We start from the raw sequence: 16,676 nt of genomic DNA on the forward strand, positions 1-16,676 counted from the left end.
ATATGCGAGACTACGGGATAAGATACTGACGTCATGAAGAACACGCTCATCGTTTTGCTTAGTGTGCTGGCCTTGCTGGCCGGGGCACCCGCCTCTGCCCGCGCTGCGCAAAGCGGCCTGCCCGCCCAAGCCTACATAAGTGGTTTTGTGGGCCGCGCCCAGCAGTATTCGCTGTCCTGCGAATCACGCTCGGCGGTGGATGTGGCCGCGTTCTGGGGCTACTCCATCTCCGAGACGGAATTCTTCAACGGTCTGCCCAGCTCCGATGACCCTAATCAAGGTTTCGTCGGCAATGTGAATGACCCGTGGGGCTACATCCCGCCGGCCTCCTACGGTGTGCACGCCGAGCCGGTGGCGCGCCTGCTGCGCAGCTACGGCCTGGATGCGCGTGCCGAAGAAAGCCTCAGCTGGCAAGACCTGCAAACTGAGATCGCCGCGGGGCGGCCCGTCATTGTGTGGGTCATCGGCAGCGTGTGGTCAGGCACGCCGCGCTACTACACCACCCTGGCCGGCAACAGCGTGCTGGTGGCCAACAACCAGCACACCATGACCCTGATCGGCTACGACCAGAACTCGGTCCAGCTTGTGGATGCTCTCACTGGTTACACCATCACCCATTCCATCCAAAACTTCATGGCTTCCTGGAGCGTGCTCAACAACATGGCCGTGCTGACCGATGGCCCGCCCGCCATGCAGCCCGAAGCTGAGGCTGAGCCGCCCACCAACGAGCAGCCCAGCGAGGAGAGCTACACCGTGCAAGCCGGCGATACACTCAACCGCATTGCCGGGCGCCTTGGTTTCACCTGGGTGGACCTGGCCGGCTGGAACAACATCACCTACCCATACGCGTTGTTCCCCGGCCAAGTGCTGGCGTTGTACCCCAGCCAGAATGAAGCCGGCCCGCAGCCTTCCGCCGACAGCTACACAGTGCAGCGCGGCGACCATCTGATGAAAATTGCGCGCGAGCTGGAGCTCAACTGGCAGGACCTGGCCACGCTCAACGAGCTAACCTCCCCGTATCTCATCCTGCCCGGACAGGTATTGCGCCTGCCCGCCAGCCAGGCGACCGCGCCCCCGCCGGATGCACCGGTAGAAGTGCCCGAGTTCTACACCGCCACACGCAGCGAGAGCCTGTTTGCGTTGGCGCACTACTATGGGTTGGATTGGCTGCGGGTTGCCGCTCTGAACAACATCAACTTCCCTTTCATGCTGGCCCCCGGGCAAACGGTGACACTGCAGCATTAAACAAAAACGCCCCGCTGTTGCGGGACGTTTTGTTTGTGCGCGGGACTAGGAAGGGATGCTCTGGCTTTGGCCAGGCGCCTTGTTGTAGCGGTACACAATGCGGCCACGCTGCATGTCGTAAGGCGACATCTCCAGCGTGACGCGATCTCCCAGGAGGATGCGGATGTAGAAGCGGCGCATCTTGCCAGACAAATAGGCAAGCACCTTGTGCCCGTTGTCTAATTCCACTTGAAATTGGGTGCCGGGCAGCGCTTCGATCACCGTGCCCTCCACCTTAACCATATCTTTTTCTTTTGCCATAACCCGTTAACTATACCTCATTGCCTGCAATATCACACTACCCGTTCAGGTAGTTACGTCATGTCAAAGCTGGCAATGGCAGTACAGGTATACTCTGCCAAGAATGTCTGCTGACGCCAAAAAACAACCCGCCAGCCAGCCTGAGGAGCGCAAACCCAGCTTCGCCACCTCCAGCGGCATTGAGCTGCCCACGGCGCTGGGCGCCGGCGATGTACACAGCGACCCGCACACCGCGCTTGGCGCCCCGGGCGAATTCCCCTACACGCGCGGCGTGCAGCCCACCATGTACCGCGGGCGCCTGTGGACTATGCGCCAGTACGCCGGCTACGCCAGCGCCGAGGAATCCAACAAGCGTTACCGCTACCTGCTCTCCCAAGGCCAGTCTGGCCTTTCGGTGGCGTTCGACCTGCCCACCCAGATCGGCTATGACGCCGATGACCCCATGGCACTGGGCGAGGTCGGCAAAGTGGGCGTCAGCATCTCTTATATAGAAGATATGCAGCAGTTGTTCGAGGGCATTCCGCTCGACCAGGTCTCCACCAGCATGACCATCAACGCGCCCGCCGCGGTGCTGCTGGCGCTGTACATCGCTGTGGGCAAACGCCAGGGAGTCGAACCCGCCAAGCTGCGCGGCACGGTGCAGAACGACATCCTGAAGGAATACATCGCCCGCGGCACCTACATTTATCCGCCCCAGCCTTCCATGCGGCTGATCACTGACCTGTTCAAATATTGCCAGCAAGAGGTGCCGCGCTGGAATACGATCAGCATCTCCGGCTATCACATCCGCGAGGCTGGCTCCACCGCTGTGCAGGAAGTGGCCTTCACCCTGGCCAACGGCATTGCCTACGTTGAAGAAGCCTTGCGCGCCGGCCTGAACATTGATGATTTTGCCGGTCAGCTCTCTTTCTTCTTCAACGCCCATAATCACTTCCTTGAAGAAGTCGCAAAGTTCCGCGCCGCCCGCCGCCTGTGGGCGCGCATCATGAAAGAGCGCTTCGGGGCCAAGAATCCGGCCTCGTGGAAGCTGCGCTTCCACACCCAGACGGCCGGCTCCACCCTCACCGCCCAGCAGCCGCAGAACAATGTGGCGCGTGTCACGGTGCAGGCGTTGGCCGCCGTGCTCGGCGGCACGCAGAGCCTGCACACCAACAGCCTCGACGAAGCCTTATGGCTGCCCACCGAGAGCGCGGTGCGCGTGGCCCTGCGCACCCAGCAGATCATCGCCCATGAGTCCAAAGCCGGGGACACGGTTGACCCGCTGGGCGGCTCGTATGCCATCGAGTACCTGACTGACCAAGTGGAAGCTGAAGCCCAAAAGTACCTCGACCGCATTGAGGAGATGGGCGGCGCGCTGGTCGCCATCGAGCAAGGCTTTGTACAGAACGAGATCCAGAACGCGGCCTACGCCTTCCAGCAAGCGCTGGAAGCCGGCGAAGAGATCGTGGTGGGCGTGAATGCTTTCCAGACCGAGGAAGACGTGCAGCCTGAGCGTCTGGAAGTAGACCCAGCGCTGGAAGCTGCTGCCCGCCAGCGGCTGGCGGCGCTGCGCGAGCGCCGTGACGGCGCTCGCGTCAGCGAACTGCTGACCCATCTGGAAACCGCCGCCAAGGGCAGCGACAACCTGCTGCCCATCTTCATCGAATGTGTTGAGAACAATATCACCCTGGGCGAGATCTGCAATCAGTTACGCCGCCTTTGGGGTGAGTACCAGCCCCCCACGGCCTAAAGGAGCCGCGTCGCAATGCCATCGTTCGTCAAGAAGATCGACCATATCGCCCTTGTCGTCAAGGATCTGGACAAGGCCCTCGAATTCTGGCAGGATGCGCTGGGGCTGGACCTTTCGCATATCGAAGAAGTGCCCAGCGAGAAGTCCATCGTAGCCTTCCTACCCGCTGCCGAGAGCGAAGTGGAGCTGGTCACCCCCACCGACACCGAGAGTGGCGTGGCGCGCTACCTTGAGAAGCGCGGCCCGGGCATGCATCACATCTGCTTTGAGGTCTACGACATCCAGGCCACTATGGACCATCTCAAGTCCAAGAACATACGCCTCATCAACCCCGAGCCCATCATCGGCACGGGCGGCAAGAAGATCGCCTTCATTCACCCGGAAAGCACGCACGGCGTATTGGTTGAGCTGTATGAGCTCAGTGGGCAAGAGCTGCAGATCCGCCTGGAGCGCGCCCGCCAGGCCGCCGAGCGCTTGCTCAACGAGGGCCAGCTGCGCGCTGCCGCGGCCATGGAATATCTACGCAAGCTCACCCGCCCCGCTGGCGAGCGCGACAAGCAGAACTAAGCCCGGTTCACGATAAACACGCTGCCCAGCACCAGCGCGCCGCCGGCCAGCAGCAGCGGATCAAGCGCTTCACCCAGGAACAACGCACCCAGCGCAATACTCACCAGCGGGAACGTGTACGTGGTCATGGACATGCGCGTGGGGCCAATGGTGCGGATCAGGTAGTAATACAGCATATACGCCAGATAGGAGCTGGCCCCGCCCAACACCAGGATGCCTAGCAGCGTCATGAGTTGCGTGGGCGCCTGCACCGGGCTCTCCACAAAGGGCACCGCCGCCCACACCAGCGCACCACTGAACGCAGTCGGCACCAGCGCCTGCACGATCACGCTGTGCCCGTGCAAGGCCTTGCGAGCGAACACGGCGCTGCCCGCATACAGCATCGCCGCCAACAGATGCGAGGCATAGCCCCACAAGGTGGACTGCCCGCCGTCAATATCGCGCAGCAACAACAGCACCACACCGCCAAAACCCACCATTAGGCCGGCCAGCTGCCAGCCGCTCAGTTTGTCATCCTTGAGCGCAAAGTACGACACGATCATGGTGAACAGCGGCACGGTGGAGAGCACGATCGAGGCCACGCCGGTGTCAATGTATTGCTGGCCCGAGGTGGTCATCACCAGCGGAATGGCGATGTTGAGCAACCCCATCAGCAGCAGCGGCCACCACTGCGCCCAACCGCGCGGCAGCGCGCTGCGCTTGACATACGCCGTGATCGCCAACAACAGGCTGCCCAGCAGCAGGCGCCAGGCCACCAGCGTGAACGGCTGCAGTTGCTCCAGGGCTACTTTGATCCAATAGAAGGCGCTGCCCCACGCCAGGCTTAGCGTCACAAAGGCCAGAAATTGCTTTTGATTCATATGGGCTTAGCCGCGGTTGACGATCAGCAAGCTAGCCAGGATCAGCAAACCGCCCGCCACCAGCTGCCAGTCCAGCGCTTCACCCAAGAACAGCACGCCCAGGGTCACGCCCACCACCGGAAAGGTGTAGGTGACCATGGTGGTGCGGGTGGGGCCAACTGAATGGATGAGGTAATAGTAGAAAAGATAGGCCGCGCACGAACCCGCCAGGCCCAGCCACAGCAGCGCCACCCAGGTGCTGGTTTGGCTTGGCAGCTGCACGGGCGCCTCCACCATAAACGTGGCCGCCAGCATGAACGCCGTCGCGGAGATCAGCGGCACCATCGCCTGCACTTCCTGCGGGGCGCCCTTGGTCTTGCTGCGCGCAAACACCGCGCTGCCTGCGTAAAACAGCACCGCCAGGATCATGGCGCCCTGCGCCAGCAGGTTCATGTGCAGGTCACCCGGCATGTCACGCAGCACCAGCAGGGCAACGCCGGCAAAGCCCACCAGCAAACCCAGCACCCGCCGGGTGCTCATCTTGTCGTCCGTCAGGGCAATGTGGGCGATGACTGTCGTGAACAGCGGCACCGAGCTGTTCAACACTGAGGCCACCGCCGAGTCGATATGCAATTCCGCCCATGAGATCAAGATAAACGGGAACGCAGTATTGGTTAATCCAAGAAGCAGCAGGTTGCGCAGCAGGGTCTTGTCTTTCGGCCAGCCTGGGCGCCGGATGGAGTACACCACCAGCAGACCCAGCAGGCCGAACAGCACACGCATCGAGACCAGAAGAAAAGGCCCCACCTCTTCTAGGGCGATCTTGATCCAAAAGAACGAAGACCCCCAAACCAACGCCAGGCCAATAAAGACCAGCCACTCTTTGCTTTTCATACCTTGGTGCGCTCCTTCTCCAAAACAAAAACACCGCACAGCCTGCGGCGATACTGTTATAACCCCAGCCATGCGGGATTTGTGAAAGCAAAGAGCAAGAGGCTGGGAAACCCAGCCTCTTTTTAGTTCGGTTCACTTATTCGTAGCGCAGCGCCTCTACGGGTTGCAGACTGGCGGCTCGATTGGCCGGGTACAGGCCAAAGAACAGGCCCACCGCCATCGAGAACAGGGTCGCCAACAGCACCGAATCGAGCCCGATCACCGGCGTGATGTCGGCGTTGCTTGCGGCCGCCACCGCCCCTACCGCGGCCGAGATCAGCCAGCCCAGCAGGATGCCCAGTATGCCGCCCAGCAGGCTCAGCATCGAGGACTCGGCCAGGAACTGGATCATGATGTCGCGCTTGCGCGCCCCCAGCGCTTTGCGCAAGCCGATCTCGCGCGTGCGCTCGATCACCGAGACCAGCATGATATTCATGATGCCGATGCCGCCCACCAACAGCGAGATGGCTGCGACGCCGCCCAAAAAGATGGTCAGCACGCCGGTCACGGCTGCCGCCGTATCCAGAAAGTCCTGTTGATTGAAGATCCTAAAGTCATCCGCGCCGATGCCGGTGCGATGGCGTGCACGCAGAATAGCGCCGATCTCTTCGCTGGCCTGCGGCACCGCATCCGAGCTGGCCGCCTGCACAATGATCATATCGACGCGATTGGGTGTTGAGCGTCGCAGCAACCGCGCCTGGGCCGTGGTGAGCGGTACGATGGCGCGGTTGTCCTCATTGGTGAAGCCTGAGCCGCCCTTGGACACCGTGAGGCCGATCACGCGGAAGGGCTGCCCTTCGATGCGCACGGTCTCACCTACCACGCCGTCCCTGCGGCCAAACAGCTCCTCGGCCACATCCGGCCCGAGCACCACCACCGCCGAGCGCGACAGAATATGCGCTTCGTTGATGAATTCGCCTTCGCTTAACTCCACATTGCGCACCCAACCGTAATCCGGCGTGACCGCGTCCAACACCGTCGAGGTGCTCTCGCCCTGCGCGGTAACGGTGGCCGAGCCTTGCATCATCGGGGCCACACCGATCACTGAGGGGGCGGCAAAACTATCCTGCAAAGCCTGTGCATCCGTCAGCGTCAGCGGTTTCGGATTCGTTACGTCGCTGTTGCCGCCGGACATCACGAACAGCAGGTTCGTACCAATGCCTTCGATCGTGCCGGTGATCGTGCTCTGGGCGCCGCGGCCCACCGCCAGCATGGCGATCACCGCTGCTACACCGATCACGATGCCCAGCACGGTCAACGCCGAGCGCAGCTTGTTGGCCGCCAGGCTCTCCAGCGCTACGACAAATGAGTTCAAATAGTTCATGCTTGCCTACTTCCCGCCGCCGCAGCAGCCTGCGCCGCACTCTGCGATGAATCTTGCAGCACCTGGCCGTCACGGATAGTGACGACGCGCTGGGTGCGCTTGGCGACCTCGGGATCATGCGTGACGATGATCAGGGTGACGCCGCGCTCTTTGTTGAGATTGAGCAGCATTTTCATGATCTCGTCGCCGGATTTGCTATCCAGGTTACCGGTCGGCTCATCCGCCATGATGAAGGCGGGGTTGTTCACCAGGGCGCGCGCAATTGCCACGCGCTGCTGCTGGCCGCCCGAAAGCTCATTCGGCTTATGGTCCAGACGGTCGCCCAGCCCCACAGCCTCCAGCGCCTGGCGGGCGATCTCGGTGCGGTTCTCGTTGCGGTTGGCGTAGCGCAGCGGCAGTTCCACATTCGCCAGGGCCGAAGCCCGCTTGAGCAGGTTGAACGTCTGGAAAATGAAGCCCACTTTGCGGTTGCGCACATCCGCCAGCTGGTCATCGTTCATCGCCGCCACGTTCTCGCCGTCCAGGTAGTATTCGCCGCTGGTCGGCCGGTCCAGGCAGCCCAGGGTGTTCATCAATGTGGACTTGCCGGAGCCGGACGGCCCCATGATGGCCATCACCTCGCCCCGTTCCACTTCAAGTGAAAGTCCGCGCAGCGCGTGCACTTCCACATCGCCCATTGTGTAGACTTTGGTCAGGTTGCGGGCTTCAACCACCAGACTGTTCTTAGCGCTAATTGAAGCCTCCACCGCCCATAAATTGGTTGGAAGGATCCATCGGGTCAAAACTGGAGACGGGCGGGTTGAGTACGATCACGTCGCCCTCGCTCAGTTCGCCGCCCACGACTTCGCTGAACGTCTCGGAGGAGGCACCCAGCGTGATCACCACGGCTTCCATGCGGCCAGCGCGCATCACGTAGACCACGCGGCGCCCGTTCTGCACGCGCACGGCCCGGTTGGGCACCAGCAGCACATCCTCAAGCTCGGTCACCACAATGTTGACCGCCGCGGTCATGCCGGGGCGCACATTCGCATCTGCATCCTCCAGCTCCACCAAGACGCGGAAGTTGACGCCGGTCTGGGTCACATTGCCGGCCAGCGCCACGGCCACCACTTCGCCCTGGTACTGCACGTCCTGCACCGCGTCGAGCACAATGCTGGCAGGCTGGCCCACCTGGATGCGGTTGATGTCCACTTCAGACACCTCAACCACCACCTGCACCGTGCTCAGATCGTCCACCTGTACGGCGCTGCTGCCGACGTTCACCAGGTCGCCCTGGTTGGGGTAGATGTCCGTCACCGTGCCATTGAACGGGGCGAGGATGAAGCCCATATCCACACTGGCCTGAGCAGCGGCCAGGCGAGCCTGGGCAGCAGCCAACTGCAGCGCCGTGGGGCCGGCCATGATCTCGTCATAGTTCTGCTGGGCAATGTCCAGCTGGGCTTGCGCCAACGCCAGGTCGGCTTCGGCCTGGGCGATCGGCGTGCTGCCGGAGCCAGAAGACCGCGCGTTGTACTGGCGCAGGGCCGCATCGTATTGCTGCCTGGCCTCGGTCAATTGCAGCAGGAAGTTGGCCCGTACCAGATCGCTCTCGGAGCGACCTGAATAGGGTTCATAGGCTTCTTCGGCTCTGTTCAGCCGGTCCTGGGCCAGCACCAGGTTGGCCTGGGCCTGGTCAATATCCACCGGGCGGCCTGGGTTACTGATCGAGTTCAGATAGCGGGCGGCCGTTTCGTAGACATCCTGCGCATCGGCCAGCGCCTTCTGCGCCTGGCTGATACCCAGGTCGCCGAACGAGTTCTCGAAGTCCTCCATGGCGTCCTGCGCGGTCTGCAAGTCTGCCTGCGCCAGGATCACGTTGGCAGGCATCGAGGCGGTGAGCAGGTTGGCGATCACATCGCCTTCGCGCACGCGGTCGCCCACCGCAAAGTTGATCTCTTCTACAATGCCCGAGGTTTCCCAGACCAGCGCCGCGCTTTGCAGGGCGCGTACACTGCCCGTGGCGCCAATGGTGGCCACCAGGTTGCCGCGCTCCACCGGCGCGGTTTGCAAGCTGCCGCTGGCTGCCTGGGCGGCCCGATTGGCGCCGTTGACCATCAGGGCCACCACCAGCACCACCAGCGCTACGCCGCCAAGCACGAACCACTTGCGGCCATCCAATTGATTGAACCAATTCTTGATACGTGTGAACATTGCTTCTTCTTGCTCCTTATTCGGCCATCGGCCGTATCTATTTCTGCTGTTCTTCCATACTTGAAATGGCTTTGTCCAGCAAACGCACCAGCTGGCTTTGCTCCTGCGGGTTCAGGCCGTTCAGGAAGTCTGTAATCTTCTTACGTTGAAAGGCCTCTGCCCGTTTCGCGAATTCGGTGGCCTTGCGGGTAAGGTACAGGTGATACGAGCGCTTGTCCTGCGGGTCAGCCTCGCGCTGAACCCAGCCGTCTTGTTCCAGTTTGCGCAGGCTCACGCTCACCGTGGGGGCGCTCAACCCCACCTGCTGCGCCAGCTCATTCACACGGATGCCCGGCGAACGCCGCACCGAGAGCAGCAGCCCCAACTGCGAGAGGCTGAGCTCCACATTGTTCAGCGTTTCCCGCCCCATGCCCATGCGCTCAATGCGCTGCATCAGGCTGCGGAACTGTTCCTGCGGGCTCAGCGTAGTCTCGTCCATAATTAGTTAGTTTATCTAACTAAATGATTGTAGCCCAGCCCGCCCCATACCAGATGTGCGCTGGATGAGAGCGCAAAAAACTCAATCGCCAATTGAGTTGACGCATGCCACCCGCATGCCTACACTCCGCATTGCATGTCTATGCGCATTAAGGAGTCGTGATGCCTAAAGCCCCTGCTGTCTCGCCGCTCAGCCCCAAGACCACCCTGCCCCCGGCCATCCAAGCCTGGGCCAGCTTCCTGCAAGACCAGGGCTCTTCGCAACACACGGTCAAAGCCTTCACCGGCGATGTGCGCTTGCTGGCCAGCTTCCTCCCGGCTGACCAGGCCGTGGGTTCGATCTCCACCAACGACCTGAACAATTTCCTTGATTGGATGCAGCACAAACGCGGGGTGGAATGCAGCCCCAAGACCCTCAGCCGCCGCATCACCTCGCTCAAAGGTTTTTTCCGCTGGCTGCAGAGCGGTGGCGCGGTGCTAGCTGACCCTGCCGAGCGCGTGGTGCAGCGGAGCGTGCTCAGCCCGCTGCCGGATGTGCTCAGCCAGGATGAAATGGAAAGCGTGCTGGCGGTCGCAGCCCGCCAGCGCCGCGGCAAGCGCGGCGATGCCCGCGCCTACACGTTGGTCTCGCTGCTGCTCAGCACCGGCATCAAGAAAGGCGAGACGTTGGCGCTCAAGACCAACCATGTTGACCTGGAAGCGGCCGATGGCCCCACCCTGTTCGTGCGCTACCCCGGCCCCAAAGACCGCTACAAGGAGCGCAAGATCAGCCTGCCTTCCGAATGGGTCGAAGCCTACGAGGAGTACAGCGCGCAGTACGACCTGAGCGATGCGCTGTTTCCCTGGTCGCCGCGGCGTTTGGAATATCTGCTTGAGGATCTGGGCAAGGAAGCCGGGCTGGATAAGCAGCTTTCGTTCCTGATGTGTCGCTGGAGTTGTGCTTTGCGCGATCTGCGCAGCGGCATGGACGAAAACCACCTGCGCCAAAAACTGGGCGTCTCAGAGATCCAATGGCGCGAACTCAGCATGAAGCTCAGCCGCCTGCGCGCCGAAGACCAATTGCAATTGTTTTAGCCAGCAATAAAGCTATTCGCCCACGCTCACCACCCGCGCATGCAGCGCAGGCATGCCCACCTGCGCGACGTAGCCGTGTGCCAGGCGCAAGCCCGGCGCCCACACCACCTCGTCGCCTTTGCACAGTAACGGCCAGGCGGCCCGCGCTCGCTGCGGCAGCTTGGCATTGATGAACACATCCGATAATTTTTGCGTGCCCTGCGCCAGCGCCATGCGGTCGCCAGGCCGCGGGCGGCGCAGGGTCAGCTCGCCGCCGATACGCTCTGCATCCAGCCACGCCTCATACACATCTCCCGTCGGGGCGGCCGCAGGCTGGACCTCATCCAAGCGCAGCTTCCATCCCGGGCCTAACGGCACGCTCACTCCGGCTTCCAAATGTACCGTCGCCTCCGGCGCTTGCGGCCAGGCGACTGGCAGCTGCGCGCTGCGCTCGGCCAGCCACAGTCGCTCACCCTCCACCAGGATCACTAGACCCTCAAACCAATCATACGGGCCGCCCTCCTCATTTAATCCCTCACGCGCTTGCTCCACCAGGGCAAAGCTCAACTCGCCGCTGTGCGGGCGTAGAGCCTGCGCGGCACGGCGCAGCACGCGCCGCTGCAGCGCCAGCGGTTGGCTTTGCAGTGCGCTGCGCTGCAAAGCCACATAGCTTGGCCCAGCCGCGGCCAGGCAGCGCCGCCAAGCAGCTTGCCCCTCAGCCTGCAGCACGGCCTCTTCGGCGGCCAGCAGCTCACCCGTGTGCACCAGGCGCGTCTTCACTCCGGGCGCAAACTGCTCTAAAAGCGGCAAGAGTTCATGCCGCACTTTGTTCCTAAAATACGCCGGGTCCTGATTGCTCGGGTCCGTCAGCGTTTCCAAACCATGCGCCTGGCAATACGCCAGCACATCCGCGCGGCTGGCCGCCAACAGCGGGCGCACCAGCGCCACGCGCTCGCTCCACGGGTTAGGCAGCCAATGCGCCTGCATGCCGTGCAGGCCCTGCGGGCCTGCCCCGCGCAGCAGGTGCATCACGATCGTCTCGGCCTGGTCATCCGCATGGTGCGCCACCACTACCGCTTGCGCATCCTGCGCATGGGCCAACTCGAACAAGAACGCATAGCGCGCTGCGCGTGCCGCTTCCTCGATCGTCTGGCCTTCAGCCCCCGCCCGCGCGGCCACATCCACCCGCCGGCTGGCAAAACCCACGCCGTAGCCGGCCGCCATGGCGGCCGCGGCTTCCGCATCCTGGGCCGATTCGGGCCGCAGGCCATGGTCCAGATGCGCGGCCAGCAGCGGCCAGCCCGCTGCATGCAAGGCATGCAGCGCCGCGGCGCTGTCTGGCCCGCCCGAGAAGCCCAGTACCAGAAGCTTGCCCGGTTCCATCTGCCTCATAGCAGCTTCACTTAGCAGGCTATGCGCACTCATCCCGCCATTATAGCGACGCGCAGCGCTTCCCCAGCCTTGGCATAGCGTAATTGCCGCTCGGCCCCCTTTATGCTAGACTGGACTTCCTTTATGGCGCAGACCTACACCCTCCTGGTGGTGGATGACGACCTCGATACCCTGAAGCTGGTGGGCACAACGCTCGAAAAGCAAGGGTTCAACATCGTGGCCGCCAAAGACGGGCAAGAAGCACTGGACAGGGTGGCCGAAACCAAGCCTGACCTGATTTTGCTCGATGTGATGATGCCCAAGATGGATGGGTATGAAGTCACGCGCCGTCTGCGCGCCAACCCAGACACCGCCGGCATTCCCATCATTCTCTTCACCGCCAAAGCCCAGGTGGACGACAAAGTGGCCGGCCTGGATGCGGGCGCGGATGATTACCTGACCAAGCCCACCCACCCGGCCGAACTGGTGGCACGCGTGCGCAACATTCTCAAGCGCCCGGTCACCAGCATGCTGCCGCCGCTGCCCCCCGAGCCTGCGGCTCCGCAACGCAGCCAGCCCGCGCCTGCCGCCCCAGCTGCTCCTGCCTACCACGAGCCTGCAAGTTACAGCCCGGCTCCCGCGGCCAGCAGTGGCGCCCCGCGCACAGTCCTCGGCGTGCTGGCTGCCAAAGGCGGCCAGGGTGTCTCCACCCTATGCATCAATCTCGCCGCCGGCTTTGCCGAGCGCTTCAACACCGGCTGTATCCTGGCCGAGCTCACGCCCGGCCACGGTGATCTCAACATTCGCCTGGGCCTCAACGGCGAAGGCCTGGTGGAGCTGCTGCGCCGCACCACCCGCGACATCTATCGCAGCGCCGTGGAAGGCGCACTGACCGAGCACAAGAGCAACCAGCGTGTATTGCTAGCTGGCATTCGCCCTAGCGACATAGCGCTTGCCCAGGCCGGCGAGCAGATGGCTGCCATCGTCAGCGAACTCAAGCAGATCTCAGACCATGTGGTGTTGGATCTAGGCGTTGGACTGCCCACCAGCAGCCAGCGCGCCCTGGAGCACTGCACTCATATCCTCGTCGTTGCTGAACCGGACCCAAACTCGGTGGAACAGACCCGCGCCCTGCTGCATGATCTGGATGGTATGCGCCTGCAAGGCAAGCTGATGGTGGTGATGGTGCACCGTGTGCGTAATGACCTGGCGGTCAACGCCGCCGAGCTGCAAAAACAACTCGAGCGTGAACTAGAGGCTGTTTTCACCCCCGCGCCTGAGCTGGCTCACCAAGCCACCCGCCAGCAGCAGTCCATGCTGGAGACGGATGCCCAAAGCTACACCGCCCAGCAGACCATGAAATTAGTCAGCCTGATCACTGAACCCAAGACCGCCCGCCGCCGTTAGCCACGCGCTGCGAAAGCAGCGCACGAAGCAACCCCCAAATCAACCTCAGTGCAGTTTAGCGAGCCCCTCGGCGGCCAAACTGCTTTTCCAATAAATCGATCGATAAATGGATCATCGTTGGGCGGCCGTGCGGGCAGGTGCGCGGCGCCTCGCACGCCTCCAGGTCACGCAGTAGAGCGCGCTGTGCCTCCGGCGAGAGCGTTTGCCCGGCCTTGACTGCGATGCGCTTGCAAATACGCGCGATCAGCCGCGCTTCCAGCTGCTTCTCCAGCGGCTGCTCATCCTCCTCAAAGTCTTCTACTACGGCGCGTAAAGCCGTCTCTGGGTCGCTGCCCAGCAGCACCGCCGGGATGGCGCGCACTTTGTACGCCTGCGGGCCAAACGGCTCGATATCAAACGCCAGCCCGCGCAGCGTGTCTAGATGACTCTCCAGCAATTCAGCTTGCGCGGCGGGCAGCTGCACCGTCACAGGTTCCAGCAGGATCTGCGAGCCGAGCTGCTGGCGTTGGCTGCGAAAGCGCTCGAACAACACGCGCTCGTGGGCCGCATGTTGGTCCACGAGATACAAACCGTCCGGCGCCTCAGCCACCAGGTAGGCTGCGCCTACCTGCCCCACCAGGCGCAGCAGCGGCACGCCGGGCAGGCGCGGCTGCGGCGCAGCCGCCGGCTCAACGTCGCCCTCGACGTCTGGCGGCGCGGCCAGCTCCGATTCGGGTTCGGGCATTGGCTCGGGCGGGGCGGGCATGGGCCGCCACGCCAGGCCGGGCTGCAATGGCTCCAACTGCGGCACAGGCGCGTGCGCCAGCAAGGCACGCCGCACAGCGCGCTGTACGCTGGCGAACACGCGGTCGCGCTGTGCAAAGCGCACCTCCGCCTTGGTTGGGTGCACATTCACGTCCACCATCTCGCTGGGCATCTCTACAAACAGCACCACTAATGGATAGCGCCCCACCATGAGCATGCCGTGATAGGCCTGCACCGTAGCTGCCGCCAGGGCGCTATCCTGCACCCAGCGCCCATTCACAAAGAAGGTCAGCTCGGCGCGGTTGGCCCGCGTCAGATCGGGGGGGCTGATGAAGCCGGTCACCGTCACCTCCGCATCGGGCGCCTCTACCGGGATCATGCGGCGCGCCATGCCTGCGTCGTACAACGCGGCCAGGATCTCACGCCGATCCCCATTGCCGCTGGTCTGCAAGCTGTGCTTGCCATCCATCTGCAGCTCAAAGGCCACTTGCGGATAGGCAAGCGCGTAGCGCGCTACTAGTTGGCTGATGTGGCGGCGCTCGGTTACCTCGCCTTTCAGGAACTTGCGCCGCGCCGGCAAATTGAAGAACAAGTCCTCCACATGCGCCAGCGTGCCCACCGGCGCGCCGATCTGCTCCAACCCGGCGCGCTTGCCCGCATCCACCTGGATGCGGGCGGCCGCTTTGCTCTCGGCCGGGCGCGAGGTCAGCGTGAAGCGCGACACTGAGGCGATCGCCGCCAGCGCTTCGCCGCGGAAGCCCAGGGTATGGATATGCTCCAGGTCCTCCGGCGTGCTGAGCTTGCTGGTGGCATGGCGCTCCAGCGCCAGTGGCAGCTCGGCCACCGGAATCCCCAGGCCGTCATCGCTGACCTCGATCAGGCGCTGGCCGGCCCCTTCAATGCGCACCTGGATACGGCTGGCGCCGGCGTCCAGGGCGTTCTCGATCAATTCTTTCACCACGGACGCGGGGCGCTCCACCACTTCGCCGGCAGCGATCTGCGAGGCAAGCTCCTGCGGCAACATACGGATAGGCATATGGAAATGGTAACTGGTAATTTGGAGTGCCGGCTTCAGATTTGCGATTGTCATCTGTGCTTTGGCGTGCTATTCTCGCGGTTGCGTCGTTATCTACGGCATACCACTTCAAGGAGAACGAATGAACCTTTTGAAGCACAAGCATGCACATCGTTTGGCCCTGCTGGCGGTGCTGGCCCTGCTGCTGGCCGCCTGCGGCGGCACTGGCCCCGAACCCACCGCAACCGAGCCAGTGGAAGCCCCAGAGAGCACTGCGACCAGTGGCGTGACCGGCCTGTGCGCCAATGAGTACCAGCCGTTGGCCCAAGGCTCCTCTTGGACCTACAACACCACTGAGGCCGACGGCAGCAGCGACGTTTATACGACCACTGTAAGCGAATTGAGCGACGACGGCTTCACCTTTACGCACAGCTTCGAGAACACGGTGGTCACGCAGCTGTGGGCCTGCACCCCCGAAGGTTTGAGCGCCCTGGAATACGGCGACGGGCCGGAAGCCAGCGTCATCGGCGGCGGGTTCAGCGCCGACATCGAAACCATTGGGGTCACCGGTGTGACTTTCCCAAAGGATTTGGCGCCTGGCGTGAGCTGGGAGCAGACCTATGATGTGCAAGGCACCATCAGCATGGGCGGCGGCATGGAAGGCACCGCCACCGGCACTGTGACCCACAGCTTCACCGCCATCGGCGAGGAAAGCGTAACGGTGCCGGCGGGCAGCTTTACCGCCATACGGGTTGAAGGCACGAACGTCATCAGCTTCGTAGGCAGCGTGGGCGGCATCTCGATCCCCATAGAGATCGAAGGCCCGACAGTGATTTGGTGGGTGCGCGGCATCGGCATGGTGCGCAGCGAGTCCACCTTGGCGGTGGAGGGTGGTGAACCCTTTGTCGGCACTGTTGAGCTGCTGAGTTATAGCCTGCCCTAACTCTGTCACGTTCCCCATGTTCAAAAAAGCGCCGGCGGATGCCGGCGCTTTTATTTTTACTTAGGGCTGGAAGGCTTTGCCTCCAGCCCACAGTTGGTAGGTGAGCTGCATGTGACCCACATGCAGACTGTAGTGGCTGATGACATGATGCAAAATGCCGCGCACCGGGTGCACACGCCCATCATAGGTGATGCTGCTGTCCAGCCGCTCCGCGGTCAGTGCAGAGAGGATCGGCTCACTTTCGGCTGCCACCGCTGCCAGCCGCCCCAGCACATCCTGCGCAGAGGCAGCCACGAAGGCGAACTCCTCATCACGCACACGCGTGTGCGGCTGGCCACCGATCAGCTCTGCGAACCAGAAGTGCTCCGAACCGGCAGTGTGCACCGCCAGCACAGCCAGCGAGTTGACGCCATCCGCGTCCTGCGGCAGTGAAGGACGCCAGTTGAGCCCATCCACCGGTGTGGCCTGGATGATGGCAGCCACCTGGCCGCGCAGCTTGTCCAAGGTCAGCAGGGTCTGCTGGATTTCGGGCAGCATGC

Annotated in this window: 16 protein-coding genes; 6 read left to right on the forward strand and 10 right to left on the reverse strand. The window is 62.9% G+C overall.

The genetic code is table 11. From position 1 onward, the window contains the following. The first annotated feature begins 33 nt into the window (after positions 1-33). Positions 34-1,245: a LysM peptidoglycan-binding domain-containing protein gene (locus KIT08_02260; GenBank protein ID UYN90072.1), complete on the forward strand. Its 1,212-nt coding sequence runs from the start codon at positions 34-36 to the stop codon at positions 1,243-1,245. Between the two features lie 45 nt (positions 1,246-1,290). On the opposite strand, the gene infA is transcribed toward KIT08_02260, so the two are convergent. Beyond that, a complete protein-coding gene (gene infA / locus KIT08_02265) occupies positions 1,291-1,545 on the reverse strand; it encodes a translation initiation factor IF-1 (protein ID UYN90073.1) in 255 nt (84 codons plus the stop codon). A gap of 103 nt (positions 1,546-1,648) precedes the next feature. On the opposite strand from infA, the gene KIT08_02270 reads away from it, so the two are divergent. Both KIT08_02270 and mce read left to right on the forward strand, forming a co-directional pair. Beyond that, positions 1,649-3,274 (forward strand): methylmalonyl-CoA mutase, encoded by a 1,626-nt coding sequence (locus KIT08_02270; protein UYN90074.1) that lies wholly within the window; start codon positions 1,649-1,651, stop codon positions 3,272-3,274. A gap of 15 nt (positions 3,275-3,289) precedes the next feature. Further along, on the forward strand, positions 3,290-3,841 hold the full coding sequence (gene mce, locus KIT08_02275) for a methylmalonyl-CoA epimerase (protein ID UYN90075.1): 552 nt from the start codon (positions 3,290-3,292) through the stop codon (positions 3,839-3,841). Here mce and KIT08_02280 read toward each other — a convergent pair. The 6 genes from KIT08_02280 to KIT08_02305 all read right to left on the reverse strand — a co-directional run bounded on the left by KIT08_02280 (position 3,838) and on the right by KIT08_02305 (position 9,605). Beyond that, positions 3,838-4,701: a DMT family transporter gene (locus KIT08_02280; GenBank protein ID UYN90076.1), complete on the reverse strand. Its 864-nt coding sequence runs from the start codon at positions 4,699-4,701 to the stop codon at positions 3,838-3,840. The genes mce and KIT08_02280 overlap by 4 nt on opposite strands. 6 nt (positions 4,702-4,707) lie before the next feature. Then, the gene (locus tag KIT08_02285) at positions 4,708-5,574 is read right to left on the reverse strand and encodes an EamA family transporter (protein UYN90077.1); all 867 of its coding nucleotides are present in this window, start codon (positions 5,572-5,574) and stop codon (positions 4,708-4,710) included. A 136-nt stretch (positions 5,575-5,710) separates the two neighbouring features. Continuing rightward, a complete protein-coding gene (locus tag KIT08_02290; protein ID UYN90078.1) occupies positions 5,711-6,937 on the reverse strand; it encodes an ABC transporter permease in 1,227 nt (408 codons plus the stop codon). After that, positions 6,934-7,614, reverse strand: a complete 681-nt coding sequence (locus KIT08_02295) for an ABC transporter ATP-binding protein (protein UYN90774.1) — start codon at positions 7,612-7,614, stop codon at positions 6,934-6,936. The genes KIT08_02290 and KIT08_02295 overlap by 4 nt, the downstream gene beginning before the upstream one ends. A 52-nt stretch (positions 7,615-7,666) precedes the next feature. After that, positions 7,667-9,127 carry an efflux RND transporter periplasmic adaptor subunit gene (locus KIT08_02300; GenBank protein ID UYN90079.1) on the reverse strand — a complete coding sequence of 487 codons (1,461 nt, stop codon included), beginning with the start codon at positions 9,125-9,127 and terminating at the stop codon, positions 7,667-7,669. Between the two features lie 37 nt (positions 9,128-9,164). Beyond that, positions 9,165-9,605, reverse strand: a complete 441-nt coding sequence (locus KIT08_02305; protein ID UYN90080.1) for a MarR family transcriptional regulator — start codon at positions 9,603-9,605, stop codon at positions 9,165-9,167. A 161-nt stretch (positions 9,606-9,766) separates the two neighbouring features. Between KIT08_02305 and KIT08_02310 the strand changes: the two genes are divergently transcribed. Then, complete coding sequence (locus tag KIT08_02310) at positions 9,767-10,678, forward strand: site-specific integrase (GenBank protein UYN90081.1); 912 nt, start codon at positions 9,767-9,769, stop codon at positions 10,676-10,678. A 12-nt stretch (positions 10,679-10,690) separates the two neighbouring features. Here KIT08_02310 and tilS read toward each other — a convergent pair whose 3' ends face one another. Further along, complete coding sequence (tilS, locus tag KIT08_02315; protein ID UYN90082.1) at positions 10,691-12,082, reverse strand: tRNA lysidine(34) synthetase TilS; 1,392 nt, start codon at positions 12,080-12,082, stop codon at positions 10,691-10,693. Between the two features lie 90 nt (positions 12,083-12,172). Here tilS and KIT08_02320 point away from each other — a divergent pair, with 90 nt between their 5' ends. Next, positions 12,173-13,435: a response regulator gene (locus KIT08_02320; GenBank protein ID UYN90083.1), complete on the forward strand. Its 1,263-nt coding sequence runs from the start codon at positions 12,173-12,175 to the stop codon at positions 13,433-13,435. Between the two features lie 55 nt (positions 13,436-13,490). Here the strand turns inward: KIT08_02320 and mutL are convergent, their stop codons facing one another. After that, entirely contained in the window at positions 13,491-15,215 is a 1,725-nt protein-coding gene (mutL, locus tag KIT08_02325) for a DNA mismatch repair endonuclease MutL (protein ID UYN90084.1), read from the reverse strand. A gap of 121 nt (positions 15,216-15,336) precedes the next feature. Between mutL and KIT08_02330 the strand changes: the two genes are divergently transcribed. Beyond that, on the forward strand, positions 15,337-16,137 hold the full coding sequence (locus KIT08_02330) for a hypothetical protein (protein ID UYN90085.1): 801 nt from the start codon (positions 15,337-15,339) through the stop codon (positions 16,135-16,137). A 60-nt stretch (positions 16,138-16,197) separates the two neighbouring features. On the opposite strand, the gene KIT08_02335 is transcribed toward KIT08_02330, so the two are convergent. Beyond that, entirely contained in the window at positions 16,198-16,674 is a 477-nt protein-coding gene (locus KIT08_02335) for a DinB family protein (protein UYN90086.1), read from the reverse strand. Positions 16,675-16,676 lie beyond the last annotated feature (2 nt).

The organism is Anaerolineales bacterium, assembly GCA_025808555.1.
GTDB lineage: Bacteria > Chloroflexota > Anaerolineae > Anaerolineales > UBA11579 > JAMCZK01.